Raw genomic sequence first — 15,860 nt, 5'->3', positions numbered from 1 at the left:
CCGCTGCTTTGCAGCGACCCTCCCCACAAGGGGGAGGGTAAAGGCCTACGGCATCAGCTGATACTCATAAAGCTTCTGATAGAGCCCCCCCTGCTTGAGCAGGGCCTTGTGCGGGCCGCTCTCCTGCACCTTGCCCTTTTCCAAAACCACGATGGTGTCGGCCTGATGCACGGTCGACAGCCGGTGCGCGATCACGATCGTCGTGCGTCCGACCGTCAGTTGCTGCAGCGCGTCGCGGAACAGCGCTTCCGATTCGGCGTCGAGCGCGCTGGTCGCTTCGTCGAGCAGCAGGATCTCGGCATTGCGCAGCATGGCGCGCGCGATCGAGATGCGCTGGCGCTGGCCGCCGGATAAGAGCGAGCCGTTCTCGCCGACTTCCGTCTCGTAGCCCTTGGCCATGGCGCTGATGAAGTCATGCGCGTTGGCGGCCTTGGCGGCGGCGATCACCTCTTCATCGGTCGCGTCCTCACGGCCGAGGCGGATATTGTGCATGACCGTGCCGGCAAACAGGAATGTGTCCTGGCTGACATAGGCGATCTTCTTCCTGAGCGAATCGAGCGTCGCGAAGGAGATGTCCTGGCCGTCGAACATCACTCTGCCGGTCTGCGGGTCGTACATGCGCATGATCAGGTTCAGGATCGTCGACTTGCCGCTGCCGGACGGCCCCACCAGCGCCGTCATCTTGCCGGCCTCGAGTGTCAGGTCGAAGCCCTCGAACACCGGCGGGCTTTCCGGATAGGCGAAGCTGACATTGTCGAAGCGGATTTCGCCCGGCCCCGCTCGCAGCGGCCTTGCGCCAGGTTTTTCCGCGAGCGTCAGCGGCCGGTCGGCGAGCTGGAACATCATGCGCACGCCGACGATGCCGGTCTCGAGCGAGATGCGAACGCGTGCCAGCCGTTTTGCCGGCTCGTAGGCGAGCAGCAGCGATGCGATGAAGGCCATGATGTTGCCCGGCATCTGCCCGCCCTGCAGCACCAGGAACCCGCTGATAAAGACCGCGCCGGCGATTGCCAGGCCGGCAATGGTTTCCATCACCGGGCTGGTGGCCGCCTCCAGCGTGGCGATGTTGTTGGCGCGGTTCTCGACGTCGGAGACGGCCTGGTACATGCGTTTGCGCATCGCGCCTTCAAGGTTGAAGGATTTGACGACGCGTACGCCGATCGCCGTTTCCTGCATGACGTGAACGATCTGCCCAAGCGAGCGGAACTCCAAGGCGGCGATGTTGCGGACGCGCTTCAGGATGCGGTTGACGCCGTAGATCGCCACCGGCCCGACGACGAAGCAGATCAGCGACAGCGCCGGCTGTTGCCAGACCATGACCCCGACCAGGACGATCAGCGTCACCAGGTCGCGCACATAGGACGTCACGACAAGGTCGAGCACGCTGCGCGCCGCCTGCGCGTTGTTGGTCATGCGGGCGATCAGATCGGCCGACGAGGTCGAATGGTAGAACTCGATGCCTTGCGCCAGGATGCGATCGTAGATCTTGCGCTGCCGGTCGGCGATGATGGCGTTGCCAACGCGGCTCATGAAATAGGCCTGTACGAAGGTGGCGAGACCCTTGAGCAGGAAGATCGCCGCGACCCCAGCCGCGATCAGGTTGACGCGGTCTAGCCTCTTGAAGACGACGAATTCGTTGGTGATCTCACGCAGGATCCAGGCACTGGCGCCGGTCATGGCAGCCACCACCAGCATCGACACGATGGCGGCGCCATAGCCGAATTTATGCTCGTGGAAGGATTCCCTCACCAGCCTCGCGATGAGGCGCTGGTTCTCCGTCGAGCGAAAGAAGCGAAACAACGGCCGATCCTGTGTCTGACTTGCAAAGAATTTCGGATTCGCCATGAGGGCGCGAGGCGGCTTATAGAGCGAGTTGCGGCGCGATGGAACCTTTCGGCTGCCGGGGGAAGAAAAGGCTGCGCGAGGCTGTCTTTTCGGCCACGATGATCGCCAGGTCTTGAGAGGGTGACGACAGATGGATTTCGACCTTATCGTGCGCGGCGGCACGCTGCCGGGCGGCAGAATTGCCGATATCGGCATTGCCGGCGAAACCATCCGGGCGGTCGAGCAGAAACTGCCGGGCTCCGCCCCGACCGAGATCGACGCGCGCGGCAATCTGGTCTCCCCGCCCTTCGTCGATCCGCATTTCCATATGGATGCGACGCTCTCTTACGGCATTCCGCGCATCAACGCGTCTGGCACGCTGCTCGAGGGCATTGCGCTCTGGGGCGAGCTGAAGCCGCTTCTGACGCATGAGGCCGTGCGCGAGCGTGCGCTCGCCTATTGCGACTGGGCCGTGTCGATGGGCCTGCTCGCCATCCGCAGCCATGTCGATGTCTGCGACGACCGACTGCTCGCGGTGGAAGCCCTGCTCGACGTCAAGAAAACCGTCGCGCCCTATATCGACCTGCAGCTGGTGGCGTTTCCGCAGGACGGCCTCTATCGCTCGCCGACGGCGCTCAAGAACACCGTCCGCGCGCTCGATATGGGCGTCGACATCGTCGGCGGCATTCCGCATTTCGAGCGCACCATGGCCGACGGCACCCGCTCGGTGACGGAGCTTTGCGAGATCGCCGCCAAGCGCGGCCTGATGGTCGACATGCACTGCGACGAGACCGACGATCCGCTGTCGCGCCATATCGAGCAGCTCGCTTATGAAACGCAGCGTCTCGGCCTGCAGGGCAGGGTGGCCGGCTCCCACCTCACCTCCATGCATTCGATGGACAACTACTATGTCTCGAAGCTGTTGCCGCTGATCGCCGAAGCCGGTGTCTCGGCCATCCCCAACCCGCTGATCAACATCATGCTGCAGGGACGCCATGATACTTTCCCGAAGCGGCGCGGCCTGACCCGGGTGAAGGAGATGCTGGCGCTCGGCATCCGCGTCGGCTGGGGCCAGGATTGCGTGCTCGACCCCTGGTATTCGCTGGGCACGGCCGACATGCTCGACGTCGCCTTCATGGGCCTGCATGTCGCGCAGATGTCGAGCCCGGCCGACATGGCGCGCTGCTTCGACATGGTCACCAACGTCAACGCCGCCATCATGGGGCTCGATCATCTCGGTCTTGCGGTCGGCAAGCGCGCCAGCCTTGTCGTGCTCGACGCCGGCAATTCGATCGAGGCCGTTCGTTTGCGTCCCGAACGTCTCTGCGTCATCGCCAGGGGCAAGGTCGTCGCCGAGCGGACCAGGCAGGAAACCCGGCTGTCGATCGCTGGCCGGCCGGCGCGGGTGAACCGGCGGCACCAGACGGCGTAGGTCACGTACCCCGGCGGACAGCGCGCGCATCCGCCAATCTCCAAAGTCAGCGGACTCGCCTCGCCTAGGGCAAAGCATCATTAACCGTTCGCGATTGGCCGGAACGCTTCCAACTTCGTCATTCTATGGCCAAGCAAGGAGCGGAGCGACGCGCGCAGACCATAGAATCCATGCCATTACCTTTGAGCGTCGCGGCGGTTCAGAACGACCTTTATCTTGCGCCGCCTTGGTTCTTCGCGCGAGGTAACGGCATGGATCCTCGGGTCTGCGCGTCCGCTTCGCTCCCGCTCCGCCCGTGGATGACGAAGTGACGAGCGTTCCGGCCAGCCGATTTCCTCCGCTGGTCTCACCGATCGGCTGAATTTCCCTCGTCAAACCGGCCGCTTGCGGCTAGGGAGCGGCATGGCTTCGCTCGCCCGCAATTTCACGGTCAAAAACATGCTTCTTGCCGGCATCCTGTTGATGCTGGCCGGCGACTTCATGTTCGCGCTCAACGATGCGATGGGCAAATGGCTGGTCGCTTCCTTCTCGGTCGGACAGGTGGTGCTGATCCGCTCGATCGGCGCCTTCATCGTGCTCGGCCCGATGATCGCCAACCAGGGCACGGGGAAGCTCTTCCACATTGACCGGCCGCTCTTGCAGGTCCTGCGCGTCGTGGCCACCACCACCGACACCGGGCTCTTCTACGCCGCGGTCGTCTACCTTCCGCTCGCCGACGTGATGAGCTTCTACATGGCCGGGCCGATCTACGTTGCGGCGTTGTCGCACCTTTTGCTTGGCGAAAAGGTCGGCTGGCGGCGCTGGCTGGCGATCCTGGTCGGCTTCTGCGGCGTGCTGATCATCCTGAAACCGTCGTCCGCGGCTTTGTCCATGTCCTCCGGCTTCGCGCTGGTCGGCAGCATCGCCTTCGGCTTCGCCATCATCCTCGGCCGCCTGCTGCGCGGCACCAGCGACACGACTTTGGTAACCTGGCAGACCATCGGCACGCTGATTGTCGGCGGCCTGCTCACCATCGGCGCCTGGCGCACGCCGTCGGCGCTCGATTTCGGCGCCATGCTTCTGCTCGGCGTCGTCTCCTGCGCCGCGCATCTGATGATCACCAGGGCGCTGAAGCTGGCGCCGGCCTCGACGCTGGCGCCGCTCCATTACAGCCTGCTTCTGTGGGCCATTGTCTTTGGCCTGGTTTTCTTCGGCGATGTGCCGAGCCCGCGCATTCTGGCCGGCTCGGCTATCGTCGTGCTTGCCGGCATCTTCATCTTCCATCGCCAGAAGGTGGTGGAAACCGTGGTGCCTCCTGAGAACGTGCCGAAGGGCGTCAATTAGACTCGGGCCATCTCATCCTACCCTTCCATCCGGAAAGTATTTCCGGTGCAAATCGCCTATTGGGTGCAATCTGCGATTGATTCCGGCGGAGTAGGCAGGATATCCATAGCTCCCGAGATTGGGGTGTTGGGGGAAATCATGGGCAGTTTCTCGATATGGCATTGGCTGATAGTTCTAATCCTTCTCGGCTTGCCATTGTTGTTTGTCTTGAGGGCGCCGCCGGCCGGCGTCAATCGTTTCGGTGACACGCCGCCGTCAATGAACTTCGGTGAAGCGATTTCGAGCTTTTTCCGTAATTATGTGAACTTTTCCGGCAGAGCCAGCCGCTCGGAGTTCTGGTATTCCTACCTCTTCATCATCATCGTCGCCGTTCTTATGGGTATAGTCGATATCTTTGTGGGAAACGAAGCCGTCTCGTCGCTTTGGAATCTTGCCGTCCTTCTGCCGACACTTGCCATGACCGCGCGCCGGCTGCATGACATCAACAGAAGCGGCTGGCATCAGCTGCTTGCGGGATTCTTCCCCATCGGCACAATCGCGCTGCTTATCTGGTACTGCAAAAAGTCCGATGAAACAGGATCGCTGAACGAGATACAGAGAGTTTTCAGGTAGAGCGCCAGCTCTAGCCCTGGCGTACTGCCGCCAGATGGCTCGAAAACTCGGCCGTCTCCATCAGCGCCTTGCAGCGGGCGAAGCGCCCGTCGGCATAGGCGCGGAAATCGTCGGCCGGATTGTCGTTGGCAAGCTGGATCAGGCCCCAAAGCGTCCACAAAAGGTCGCACATCGCCTTGTAGATGACGACGCGGCCACGCTCCGCCGGCCGCGCCTCGCCGCCGAAATAAGCGCGCATCAATTCCTCGTCCTGGCCCGCATCGAACTTGCCCTCGACTGAGAGGTCGCCGAGATCCCACAGCGGATCGTTCATGCCGGAATATTCCCAGTCGACGATCCACATCCGCTCGCCCGTATCGAGAAAATTCTCGCACAGCGGATCGCAATGGCAGGCGGTGAGCTCGATCGGGTGCGCATCAAGGGCGGCGCGCACCGCGCCTGCCTCGCGCACCACGTCATGGTAGCCTGCGGGCAGCGCCACATCCTTGGTCGAAAGGACCTTGAGATAGTCGTCGATCATCGCGAACAGTTCGAAGCGGAAGGGAAACACCGCGCCGGAGGTGTGCAGCTTACGAAAGGCCTCGCCCGCTCGCGTCGGGCTGCCCGGCCTCGCCTTGAATTTCTCTGGTGACATCGTCTCGGCGCCGGCGATGAAGCGCGTCGCCATCCGGCCGGTTGCCGGATCGGCGTAGAGCACTTCGGGGCTGACGCCGGCCTTGGCTGCCTCGCACGCCGCCACCGCCTCATTGGCGCGGTTGATATATTCCTCCGTGCCTTTGCCGGGGATGCGCAGGCACACGTCGCCGGCCCTGTAGACCCTGTTGGTCAGGCCGCCGAGTCGCTCCAGCGGCCCATCGTAGTCGGTTAGCGCCGGTATGGCCGCCAGGGTAGCGCGCAATTCGTCGGTCATGTCGTGTCCCCGCTTCACGCCATTTGCTATGGCTCTGACGGTTCCACAATTTTGGCGGCTTGACTATGATCCTTTGCACATGAATCGGCTTGGAGGGGCGACGATGACGGACGGCAAGCACAGCGGCTCACTAAGCGCGGCCTATGCCGCGACCCGGCCGGACGAAGTTGCCGCGATCTATGACCGCTGGTCCGAGACTTACGATGCCGACATGTCGGCCGCCGGCTATCGCCATCCCACGATCTGCCTGGCGCTGCTTGCCCGCCACCTGCCGCGCGGCGCTGGGCCCTTGCTCGATGCCGGCGCCGGCACAGGCCTGATCGGCGAATGGCTGGCCATCACCGGCTATCCTAGGGTCGAGGCGCTCGACATCTCGCAAGGCATGCTGGACAAGGCAGGCGCCAAGGGCGTCTACACGGCGCTGCACCGCCTGGCGATGGGCGACACGCTGCCGTTCGCCGATGGCGTCTATGCCGGCATCATTTCGGCCGGCGTCTTCACCTCGGGCCATGTCGGGGTCGAGGGCCTGGACGAGCTGATCCGCATCTGCCGTCCAGGCGGCGTCATCGTGCTGACCGTCAAGAACACGCTGTGGGATGCCGGCTTTGCGGAGCGCATCGCCGGGCTGGAAGCGCGTGGTGCAATAAGCCGCCTCGAAGAAACACTGCCTTATGCCTCGATGCCAGGCGAAAGCGACACGGTGCCGAGCAGGGGGCTGGTGCTGCGCGTCAACTGACCGGCCCGGCGGTCAAGCCTTCACCTTCGCGCCGGCCGGGTCATACAGCGGCTCGAGATGGATCTTTGCCGGCGTCCGTTCCATCGCCACCACCAGTTCGTAGTCGCCGGAGGCGAGGAACTCGTCGCTGACGCCGTCGGCATTGCGCACATAACCGTAGCCGATGTTCTTCTCCACCGTGTAGCCATAGCCGCCGCTGGTGAGGTAGCCTACCGGCTCGCCATTGCGCACGATCGTCTCGCGGCCGACCAGCACGATCTCGGGGTCGTCCACCGTGAAGCCGGCAAAGCGTTTCGGCGGCGGCTTGCCGGCCGCCTTCTCCAGCGCCCTGCGCCCGACGAAATCCGTGTTCCTGCGAAGCTTCACCGCCCAGCCCAGCCCCGCCTCCAGCGGCGTGTCGTTCGGTGTGATGTCGGAGCCCCAGGCGCGGTAGCCTTTTTCTAGTCGCAGCGATTCCAGCGCCCGGTAGCCGACTGGGCGAATGTCATGCGCCTTGCCCGCCGCCATCAGCGCGTCGAAAACCTCGCCGGTGGCAGCGATGGGCACATGCAACTCCCAGCCGAGCTCGCCGACATAGGTGATGCGCAGCGCCTTCACGCTATGGCCGGCAATTGCGATCTCGCGCGCATGGCCAAAGGGGAAGGCGGCGTTCGAGACATCGGCATCGGTCACCGCCTGCAGCACGTTGCGCGCGTGCGGTCCCATCAGCGACAGCGTGCCATACTCCTCCGTGACGTCGGTGAGCCTGGCGTCGAGGCCGGAGCCGATATGGTCGCTTATCCAGGACAGGTCATGCGTGCGGAAGCCGGTGCCGGTGACGATGTAGAACCGCTCCTCGCCGAGCCGCGACACGGTGAGGTCGGCCTCGATGCCGCCGCGCGTGTTGAGAAGCTGCGTGTAGGTCAGCCGCCCGACCGGCTTGTTGATGTCGTTGGCGCAGATCCAGTCGAGCGCCTTCAGCGCGTCCGTGCCGGTCAGCTCGTATTTGGCGAAGGAGGATTGGTCGAAAATGCCGACCTTCTCGCGCACATGCCGGTGCTCGTCGCCGACCGGGCCGAACCAGTTCTGGCGGCCCATCGAATAGACGTCCTCGGCGGCTGCGCCATCCGGTGCGAACCAGTTCGGCCGCTCCCAGCCGAGCTTGGAGCCGAACACCGCGCGATGCGCCTTCAGCCGCTCATAGAGCGGCGAGACGATGCGCGGCCGTCCCGAGAGATACTCTTCATGCGGGAAGCCGATGGTGTAGTGCTTGCCATAGGCTTCCAGTGTGCGGTCGCGCACCCAGTCACGGTCGCGGTGCAGGCCGGAAAAACGTCTGATGTCGACCACCCACAGGTCGAGCGGCGCCTCGCCGTCGACCACCCATTGTGCCAGTACCCAGCCGGCGCCGCCGCCCGACGCGATGCCGAAGGCATTGAAGCCGGCGCCGACGAACATGTTCGAGCATTCCGGCGCCACGCCGAGGATGAAGTTGCCGTCCGGCGTGAAACTCTCCGGCCCGTTGATCATCTGCTTGACGCCGACATGAGCGAGGGCCGGCACGCGCGCGATCGCCTGGCTCATATGCTGTTCGAAATGATCGTAGTCGTCGTCGAACAGCCGGAACTCCCAGTCGTTGGGCACGTCGCCGTCGGGAAGCCCGGTTGCCCAGGCCTGCGGGTTGGGCTCATAGCCGCCCATCACGAGCCCGCCGACCTCCTCCTTGAAATAGGTGCGGCGGTCGGGGTCGCGGATCGTCGGTGCGTCGTTAGCCAGCCCTTCGATCCTCTCGGTGATGATATACTGGTGCTTGACCGGCTGTAGCGGCACGTTGATGCCTGCCATCGCGCCGACCTGGCGTGCCCATTGCCCGGCGCAGTTCACCACCTTGTCGCAGGCGATGTCGCCTTTTTCGGTCTTCACCGCAGTGATCCGGCCATCCTTCATCGCAAAGCCGGTGACGCGCACGTCCTCGAACAGTTTCGCGCCATGCATGCGCGCGCCCTTGGCGAGCGACTGGGCGATGTCGGAGGGGCTTGCCTGCCCGTCGGTCGGCAGCCAGGAAGCGCCGACCAGATCGCCGGTTTCCATCAACGGCCACATGCGCTTCACCTCGGCCGGCGATAAGAGCTGCATGTCCATGCCGAAGCTTTTGGCCGTCGTCGCCAGGCGCTTGAACTCGGTCCAGCGGTCGGCGTTGGTCGCCAATCGAAGGCACCCCGTCATTTTCCAGCCGGTCGCCAAACCCGTCTCGGCCTCGAGCCCTTTGTAGAGTTCGACCGAATATTTGAGCACGCGCGTGATCGAGGCCGACGAGCGCAACTGCCCGACCAGCCCGGCGGCGTGCCAGGTCGAGCCCGAAGTCAGCCTGCCCTGCTCGAGCAGCACCACATCGGCCTTGTGATCGCGCGCCAGATGATAGGCGGTGGAACAGCCGATGATGCCGCCGCCGATGACGACGATCCCGGCATGACTGGGCAAGGTCATGACTTTGGTCCGTATTTCGTCCGGTAGTTATCGAGCGCCGCATCGAGCCGCACGAGGTTCTCCTCGGTATAGGCGACGTAGTCGATACCGGGCGCGTCCAGATAGAGTTCGGAGACCATGCTCCACATCGCCTCGCGCAGCAGCGAGGCGCATTGCATGGCGGCATGCGAGCGGCGGATTTCGGTGTCCGGTTCCTTCATGAAATAGGCGGTCATGAAGGCAAAGGATTCGTCGTCGCTCATGCCGGCATTCGAGGCGACGCCGGCAAGGTCGAACATCGCCGTGTTGAAGCCGGCATATTCGAAATCGATCAGCCACAGCCGCTTGCCGTCGTCGAGGATATTGGCTGGCAAAAGATCGTTGTGGCCGAAGACGATCGGCAGCAGTTTTTGCGCCCGCTCGAGCTCGTCGGCCAGCGAAAGATAGCGCGGCAACTGATCCTTCTTGCGGCTGCCGCCTTCGTCCAGCGTGCGCGCATAGTCGCGGATGACATGGAACACCCAGAACATGAAGCCGGCGCCGGACACGTGGTTCGGCATCTCGCGATGGAAGCCGCGCAGCAGCGCCGCCACGCGGCCGAGATTGGCCCGCACATCCTCGCCGAGAAAGGTCTTCGCCCCGAGAAACGCCGTCACCAGAATGCCGGGCTCGGAATAGTGGACGGCCGGCGCGAATCCAGCCGCATGCGCGGCCCGCGCCGTCATCACCTCGCGCTCACGAAAGACATGGTGGAACGGGAAGTCCTGGCCCAAGCGCACGACATGGTGCCCGGCGGCGTCGGTGACGATATAGTTGGCATTGCTGAGGCCGCCCGGCAGCGGCGCGATCTCGATGCTGCCGTTCCAGCATGGCAAGGCGCGGATACGGTCCTCGGCACTCACGGCGTGGCTCCGGCCCAAGCCGGTGCTCCGGAAAACAGCGATGGGACAGAGCAAAAGAGCCTCGTCGGTGCGAGACGCCAGGATCGGTATCCCGCACCGCACCGACGAGCCCCTTGGCCAGGTTTAGGATCCCGGCATCCGCCCCCGCGGATTCGATAAAAGCCCGCGTCTGGCTGTTTCCAGACGATCTGGTCACTAGGTTGCGGCTCTGCCATTACCCTCCCGCTAGCAGTTCCGACCCTGTCACTTGCAACCACTCTCATGCCGTGGCGGCGGAACTGTCAATCAAAAGCTGTGACCTTTTTTGGGTGTTTTGCCCGAAAATATAAGCAACTCCTTTCAAAGCGTTGTCAAAGCCTTAAATTCGGGCAAAATCCCGGACATCCACATGATCCACTCGAAACGGCATGGCGAAATCCTGCGCATCCTCAAGGAGGAGGGCACGATCACCATAGCCAGCCTTGCCGAACGTCTCGGTGTCTCGCTTGAAACGGTGCGGCGCGACGTCAAGCCGCTTGCCGATGACGGCTCGGTGCTGAAGATGCACGGCGCAGTGGGTCTTGCCTCGATGGTGGGCGAGGCGCCGTTCGAGCGGCGCATGCGCGAGAACGCCGAAGCCAAGCGCCTGATCGCCAGGATGGTCGCGGCTACCATCCGCGATGGCGAGGCGATCATGCTCGACACAGGCACGACCACATCCTTCCTGGCGCGCGAGCTGCTGGGGCACCGCAGGCTGACGGTGGTCACCAATTCCTCCGACATTGCCCGCACGCTGGCGACGGTGAACGGCAACAAGGTCTATATGGCGGGCGGCGAGCTGCGCAGCGATTCAGGCGCGGCCTTCGGCATCTCGGCAATCGAATTCGTCAGCCGCTTTTCGGTCGACCATGCGGTGATCTCGATCGGCGCCGTCGACGCCGTCGCCGGCCTGACCGATTATGATCTGGACGAGGCGGAATTCGCCCGCATGGTGCTGTCGCGCGGCCAGCGCTCGCTGGTCGTCACCGATCACACCAAGTTCGGCCGCCAGGGCCTGGTCCGGGTCTGCGGCTTCGACGGCTTTTCCGAGCTAGCCACTGACCAGCCGCCGCCGCATGACGTCGCCACCGCGCTGAGCCAGGCCGGCGCGCGGCTCAGCATCGCGGCGGCCTAGCCGCCGCGAACAAAGCCCGCTTTCTTTCCCGCGTGCGCCGGTGTTTAGTCCGGCCATGGCCTTCACCATCCGCCAATTGCAGTTCTTCGTCGCCGTCGCCGAGCAGGGCACCGTCTCGGGCGCAGCGCAGAATCTCTCCATCTCCCAGTCTTCGGTCACCGAGGCAATCAAGGAACTGGAGAGCGATCTCGGCGTCGAGCTCTTCGAGCGCCATCCGCGCGGCCTCAACATCACTCACAAAGGCCACCAGTTCCTGCGCCACGCGACCAAGATCCTGGCCGATGTCTCGGATGCGCGCAGTTCTTTCTCCAGCGAGCAGGCTGTCGCCGGCGGCCGCCTGCAGCTTGGCGTCACCTCGCTGGTCGCCGGCTATGTTCTGTCGGATCTGCTCGCCCGCTACCGTCGCGCCTATCCCGGCGTCGAGGTCTCCGCCATCGAGGACAATGGCGACTATCTCGAGCATCTTCTGGTCGGCGGCAAGCTCGATATCGCCGTCATGGTCACGTCCAATTTGCGCGACCGCACCGCGCTGCAGTCGGAAATCCTGGAAGTCTCGGCCTATCGGCTGTGGATCCCGCTCAGCCACAGGCTCGCCAGCGCCGACATCATCTCGATCGGCGATATCGCCTCCGAGCCGTTGATCATGCTCACCGTCGACGAGATCGAGGAGAACACCGGCAAGCTGCTGTCGGCGATCGGCGCGAGACCCCATGTCGCCTTTCGCACGCGTTCGGTGGAAGCGGTGCGCAGCCTGGTCGCCACCGGCGCCGGCGTGGCGCTGCTGCCCGACCTCGTCTACCGGCCCTGGTCATTGGAAGGCGACCGCATCGAATCGCGCGATATTTCCGGCTCGCTGCCGGTCGTCCAGGTCGGCACCGTCTGGCGCCGCGGCTCCGGCCTGCCGCAGGCCGCGCGCGACTTCATCGGTCTTGCGCAGTCGCAGCGCATGGTGCGCCGCTGAGGCAATTCCAGGAAAAGCGTGAAACGGCCGGCTTGAACTCGTAGAGTGCCGGCAGCGATCGATGAGGGCAACTGAGAGCGAGGTCCGCCATGCCGCAATCCGCGCAGCCGAACACACAGCAAGCCGCTCTCTGGAACGACGCCAGCGGAAAGGCTTGGGTCGAGATGCAGCCGATCCTCGACGGCGTGCTGGCGCCGCTGGCGAGCCTGGTGGTGGATGCCGGCTATCCCGGGCAAGGAGGCAGCGTCCTGGACATCGGCTGCGGCGCCGGCGCCACGACCCTGGCGATGGCGCGCCGCGTCGGCAATGACGGCCGATGTGTCGGCCTCGACATCTCGCGGCCGCTTGTCGCCCTGGCCACGGAGCGCGCGCGGGCGGAAGAGGTGGCGAACGCAAGTTTTGAAGTCGGCGATGCCCAGGCATATGCGTTCGAATACGGCCGCTTCGATGCTGTGGTCTCACGCTTTGGCGTCATGTTCTTCGATGATCCCGTGGCGGCGTTCACCAACATACGACAGGCCGCAAGGCGCGGCGGCAAGCTCGCCTTTGTCGCGTGGCGCGGTCCGCGCGAGAATGATTTCATGACGACCGCCGCGCGGGCGGCCGCGCCCTTCCTGCCGCCCGCACCAGTGCCGGATCCCGACGCGCCGGGACAGTTTGCCTTCGCCGACGGCGCCAGGGTGAGGCGGATACTTGAAGCGAGCGGCTGGTCGTCGATCGAAGTCGAACGGGCGGACGTCCCGTGTCAGGTCGCCGAAAGCCATCTGATGACATATGCCACCCGGCTGGGGCCGGTCGGCGCTGCGTTGCGCGAGGTTGACCAGGCAACGGCCGAGAAAATCACCGCAGCCTTGCCTGCTGCATTTGCGCCCTTCGTAGCGGACAGCAAGGCTCATTTCATCGCCGCCTGCTGGCTGGTCACGGCGTTGGCCTGAAGCATTTTTGATATCGGAAAAACCGATATCGGCTTTCTGATAAATGAATTTGCGAAACCGGATTTTTCACAGCACTTTTTGCCCTGGGAACAAAGCCGCGCCCTGAGAGCGCTGGCTGACAGAGCAATGTGCCCTGTCGTTTTTGAGTCTGCGCATGATCCTTTCCGAAACCGGACCGGTTTCGGGGTCATGCGCCAAAATGGGAGATCGACGATGAATGCATTCCTGAAGTCGTGCACGGCGCTGACTGTCGCGCTGACTTTTTCCGGCCAGGTCATGGCCCAGGTCAAGGAAATCGGCAAGGGCGAGGGCGAGGTCAACATCGTCGCTTGGCCGGGCTATATCGAGCGCGGCGAGACCGACAAGGGTTATGACTGGGTGACGGCTTTCGAGAAGGAAAGCGGCTGCAAGGTCAACGTCAAGACCGCCAACACGTCGGACGAAATGGTCTCGCTGATGAACGAGGGCGGCTTCGACCTGGTCACCGCTTCGGGCGATGCATCGCTGCGCCTTGTCGCCGGCAAGCGCGTGCAGCCGATCAACACCGATCTCATCAAGAGCTGGAAGACAGTCGACGACCGCCTGAAGGACGCGCCCTGGTTCACCGTCGACAAGGTGCATTACGGCGTTCCCTACCAATGGGGCCCGAACATCCTGATGTACAACACCGACGTCTTCAAGGAAGCGCCCAAGAGCTGGAACGTCGTCTTCGAGGAAATGAAGCTGCCCGACGGCAAGTCGAACAAGGGTCGCGTCCAGGCTTATGACGGCCCGATCCACATCGCCGATGCCGCCAACTATCTGATGTTCCACAAGCCGGAGCTTGGCATCAAGGATCCATACGAGCTGAACGAAGACCAGTACAAGGCGGCCCTCGATCTGCTGCGCACGCAGCGCACGCTGGTCGGCCGCTACTGGCACGATGCCGCGATCCAGGTCGACGACTTCCAGAACGAAGGCGTGGTCGCTTCCGGCTCATGGCCCTATCAGGTGAACACGCTGGTCGCTGCCAAGAAGCCGGTCGCTTCCACCGTGCCGGAAGAAGGCGTCACCGGCTGGGCCGACACCACAATGATGGAAGCCGACGCCGCCCATCCGAACTGCGCCTATATGTGGCTCGAGCATTCGCTCTCGCCGAAGGTCCAGGGCGACGTCTCGGCCTGGTTCGGCTCGCTGCCGGTCGTGCCCGCCGCCTGCAAGGGCAATGAACTGCTTGGCGACGAAGGCTGCAAGACCAACGGCTACGACAATTTCGACAAGATCAAGTTCTGGAAGACGCCGGTGTCGAAATGCGCCAGCCAGAACGACCAGTGCGTGCCCTATTACCGCTGGGTGTCGGATTATATCGGCGTCATCGGCGGGCGGTAACGCTCTTTACCCTCCCCTTTGTGGGGGAGGGTCGACGCGTAGCGTCGGGGTGGGGCGTTTGATCGGTTCGCGCCAGTCACCCCCACCCGCGGCTTCGCCGCGACCTCCCCATCGAGGAGGAGGTAGGGCGTCGCGAACTTCTCAGACCCGGCAACGAAACGAACAGGCCCATGACCTCTGCCGTTTCCTTCAAACAAGTCTCGCGCCATTTCGGCAGCGTGCGGGCCGTCGACGCGGTGGATCTGGAGATCGCCGCGGGCGAGTTCTTCGCCATGCTGGGCCCGTCCGGGTCCGGCAAGACGACATGCCTTCGGCTGATCGCCGGTTTCGAGCAGCCGACGGCGGGCTCGATCTCGATCTTCGGCGAGCGCGCCGAAGGCGTCCCGCCCTATCGCCGCAACGTCAACACCGTCTTTCAGGACTATGCGCTGTTCCCGCATCTGAACGTCTCGGACAACGTCGCTTACGGCCTGATGGTCAAGGGCGTCGGCAAGGCCGAGCGGCTGAGGGCGGCGGAAGAGGCGCTGTCGCTGGTGCGTCTGCCGGGCTACGGCGCGCGCCGTCCGGGCCAGCTCTCGGGCGGCCAGCGCCAGCGCGTCGCGCTTGCCCGTGCGCTCGTCAACCAGCCCAAGGTGCTGCTGCTCGACGAACCGCTCGGCGCGCTCGACCTCAAGCTGCGCGAGAACATGCAGGAGGAATTGAAGTCGCTGCAGAAGGTGCTCGGCATCACCTTCGTCTTCGTCACCCACGACCAGGGCGAGGCGCTTTCGATGGCCGACCGCGTCGCCGTCTTCAACGACGGCAGGATCATGCAGGTCGGCACGCCGGAAGATATCTACCAGCGCCCGAACACCCGCTTCGTCGCCGATTTTGTCGGCTCGTCCAACGTGCTGCCGCCGGATTTCGTCCAGCGCTATGCCGGCCAGCATCGCTGGGGGAGCCTGCGCCCGGAGTCTATCCGCGTCTCCAGCGCCACCAGCGGCGACGGCGTCGCCGCCCGCCTGGTCGGCACCAATTATCTCGGCGCCACCACAAGGCTGGCGCTGGATGCCGATGGGCTGAGACTGCATGCGGTGGTGCCGGCGGGCACCGCGCTGCCGGCGGAAGGCGAAGCGGTGATGCTGACCTTCAATCGCGACAGCCTGCATCTGATGGATGAGCCGGCATGAAGAAGGTTTGCGCGAGGCCCCCCTCTCTGTCCTGCCGGACATCTCCCCCTCAAGGGGGGAGATTGGCTGTCCCTTCGGGTTTCGCCAATC

The 15,860-nt window shown here is 64.0% G+C and carries 13 protein-coding genes; 9 read left to right on the top strand and 4 right to left on the bottom strand.

Translation table 11 applies throughout. The annotated features are described in order from the left end of the window. Nucleotides 1-45: 45 nt before the first annotated feature. Nucleotides 46-1,800: an ABC transporter ATP-binding protein gene (locus tag EN852_RS17940; RefSeq protein WP_127876266.1), complete on the bottom strand. Its 1,755-nt coding sequence runs from the start codon at nt 1,798-1,800 to the stop codon at nt 46-48. 175 nt (nt 1,801-1,975) lie between these two features. On the opposite strand from EN852_RS17940, the gene EN852_RS17935 reads away from it, so the two are divergent. From EN852_RS17935 to EN852_RS17925, 3 genes are all read left to right on the top strand, one after another. Next, nucleotides 1,976-3,256, top strand: a complete 1,281-nt coding sequence (locus EN852_RS17935) for an amidohydrolase family protein (protein WP_127876265.1) — start codon at nt 1,976-1,978, stop codon at nt 3,254-3,256. Between the two features lie 402 nt (nt 3,257-3,658). Then, the gene (locus EN852_RS17930; protein ID WP_127876264.1) at nt 3,659-4,579 is read left to right on the top strand and encodes a DMT family transporter; all 921 of its coding nucleotides are present in this window, start codon (nt 3,659-3,661) and stop codon (nt 4,577-4,579) included. A gap of 138 nt (nt 4,580-4,717) precedes the next feature. After that, complete coding sequence (locus tag EN852_RS17925) at nt 4,718-5,191, top strand: DUF805 domain-containing protein (protein ID WP_127876405.1); 474 nt, start codon at nt 4,718-4,720, stop codon at nt 5,189-5,191. Nucleotides 5,192-5,201: 10 nt separating this feature from the next. Here EN852_RS17925 and EN852_RS17920 read toward each other — a convergent pair whose 3' ends face one another. Then, the gene (locus EN852_RS17920; RefSeq protein ID WP_127876263.1) at nt 5,202-6,101 is read right to left on the bottom strand and encodes a phosphotransferase family protein; all 900 of its coding nucleotides are present in this window, start codon (nt 6,099-6,101) and stop codon (nt 5,202-5,204) included. 103 nt (nt 6,102-6,204) lie between these two features. Between EN852_RS17920 and EN852_RS17915 the strand changes: the two genes are divergently transcribed. Continuing rightward, nucleotides 6,205-6,837, top strand: coding sequence for a class I SAM-dependent methyltransferase (locus EN852_RS17915; protein WP_127866427.1), 633 nt, complete (start codon nt 6,205-6,207; stop codon nt 6,835-6,837). Between the two features lie 12 nt (nt 6,838-6,849). Here the strand turns inward: EN852_RS17915 and EN852_RS17910 are convergent, their stop codons facing one another. Continuing rightward, nucleotides 6,850-9,303, bottom strand: coding sequence for an FAD-dependent oxidoreductase (locus EN852_RS17910; RefSeq protein WP_127876262.1), 2,454 nt, complete (start codon nt 9,301-9,303; stop codon nt 6,850-6,852). After that, a complete protein-coding gene (locus EN852_RS17905; RefSeq protein WP_127876261.1) occupies nt 9,300-10,184 on the bottom strand; it encodes a phosphotransferase family protein in 885 nt (294 codons plus the stop codon). Before EN852_RS17905 ends, EN852_RS17910 begins: the two co-directional genes overlap by 4 nt. A 388-nt stretch (nt 10,185-10,572) precedes the next feature. Between EN852_RS17905 and EN852_RS17900 the strand changes: the two genes are divergently transcribed. The 5 genes from EN852_RS17900 to EN852_RS17880 all read left to right on the top strand — a co-directional run bounded on the left by EN852_RS17900 (nt 10,573) and on the right by EN852_RS17880 (nt 15,770). After that, complete coding sequence (locus EN852_RS17900) at nt 10,573-11,337, top strand: DeoR/GlpR family DNA-binding transcription regulator (RefSeq protein ID WP_127876260.1); 765 nt, start codon at nt 10,573-10,575, stop codon at nt 11,335-11,337. 55 nt (nt 11,338-11,392) lie between these two features. Then, nucleotides 11,393-12,298, top strand: coding sequence for a LysR family transcriptional regulator (locus EN852_RS17895; protein ID WP_127876259.1), 906 nt, complete (start codon nt 11,393-11,395; stop codon nt 12,296-12,298). 89 nt (nt 12,299-12,387) lie between these two features. Next, nucleotides 12,388-13,233 (top strand): class I SAM-dependent methyltransferase, encoded by an 846-nt coding sequence (locus EN852_RS17890; protein ID WP_127876258.1) that lies wholly within the window; start codon nt 12,388-12,390, stop codon nt 13,231-13,233. A 213-nt stretch (nt 13,234-13,446) separates the two neighbouring features. After that, a complete protein-coding gene (locus EN852_RS17885) occupies nt 13,447-14,601 on the top strand; it encodes an ABC transporter substrate-binding protein (protein WP_127876257.1) in 1,155 nt (384 codons plus the stop codon). A 170-nt stretch (nt 14,602-14,771) separates the two neighbouring features. After that, nucleotides 14,772-15,770, top strand: a complete 999-nt coding sequence (locus EN852_RS17880) for an ABC transporter ATP-binding protein (protein WP_127876256.1) — start codon at nt 14,772-14,774, stop codon at nt 15,768-15,770. Nucleotides 15,771-15,860 lie beyond the last annotated feature (90 nt).

It is taken from the genome of Mesorhizobium sp. M2E.F.Ca.ET.209.01.1.1 (assembly GCF_004010375.2).
In the GTDB taxonomy this organism is placed as follows: Bacteria; Pseudomonadota; Alphaproteobacteria; order Rhizobiales; family Rhizobiaceae; genus Mesorhizobium.
The sequence above is the reverse complement of the archived record's forward strand: the minus strand, read 5'-3'. Positions and strand labels throughout refer to the sequence as shown.

What these genes read in the sequence shown, in the direction of transcription:
- EN852_RS17925 (WP_127876405.1), top strand. Translation starts at nt 4,718, where the DNA reads ATGGGCAGTTTCTCGATATGGCATTGGCTGATAGTTCTAATCCTTCTC.
- EN852_RS17920 (WP_127876263.1), bottom strand. Translation starts at nt 6,101, where the DNA reads ATGACCGACGAATTGCGCGCTACCCTGGCGGCCATACCGGCGCTAACC.
- EN852_RS17885 (WP_127876257.1), top strand. Translation starts at nt 13,447, where the DNA reads ATGAATGCATTCCTGAAGTCGTGCACGGCGCTGACTGTCGCGCTGACT.
- EN852_RS17880 (WP_127876256.1), top strand. Translation starts at nt 14,772, where the DNA reads ATGACCTCTGCCGTTTCCTTCAAACAAGTCTCGCGCCATTTCGGCAGC.
- EN852_RS17890 (WP_127876258.1), top strand. Translation starts at nt 12,388, where the DNA reads ATGCCGCAATCCGCGCAGCCGAACACACAGCAAGCCGCTCTCTGGAAC.
- EN852_RS17915 (WP_127866427.1), top strand. Translation starts at nt 6,205, where the DNA reads ATGACGGACGGCAAGCACAGCGGCTCACTAAGCGCGGCCTATGCCGCG.
- EN852_RS17935 (WP_127876265.1), top strand. Translation starts at nt 1,976, where the DNA reads ATGGATTTCGACCTTATCGTGCGCGGCGGCACGCTGCCGGGCGGCAGA.
- EN852_RS17900 (WP_127876260.1), top strand. Translation starts at nt 10,573, where the DNA reads ATGATCCACTCGAAACGGCATGGCGAAATCCTGCGCATCCTCAAGGAG.
- EN852_RS17895 (WP_127876259.1), top strand. Translation starts at nt 11,393, where the DNA reads ATGGCCTTCACCATCCGCCAATTGCAGTTCTTCGTCGCCGTCGCCGAG.
- EN852_RS17910 (WP_127876262.1), bottom strand. Translation starts at nt 9,303, where the DNA reads ATGACCTTGCCCAGTCATGCCGGGATCGTCGTCATCGGCGGCGGCATC.
- EN852_RS17930 (WP_127876264.1), top strand. Translation starts at nt 3,659, where the DNA reads ATGGCTTCGCTCGCCCGCAATTTCACGGTCAAAAACATGCTTCTTGCC.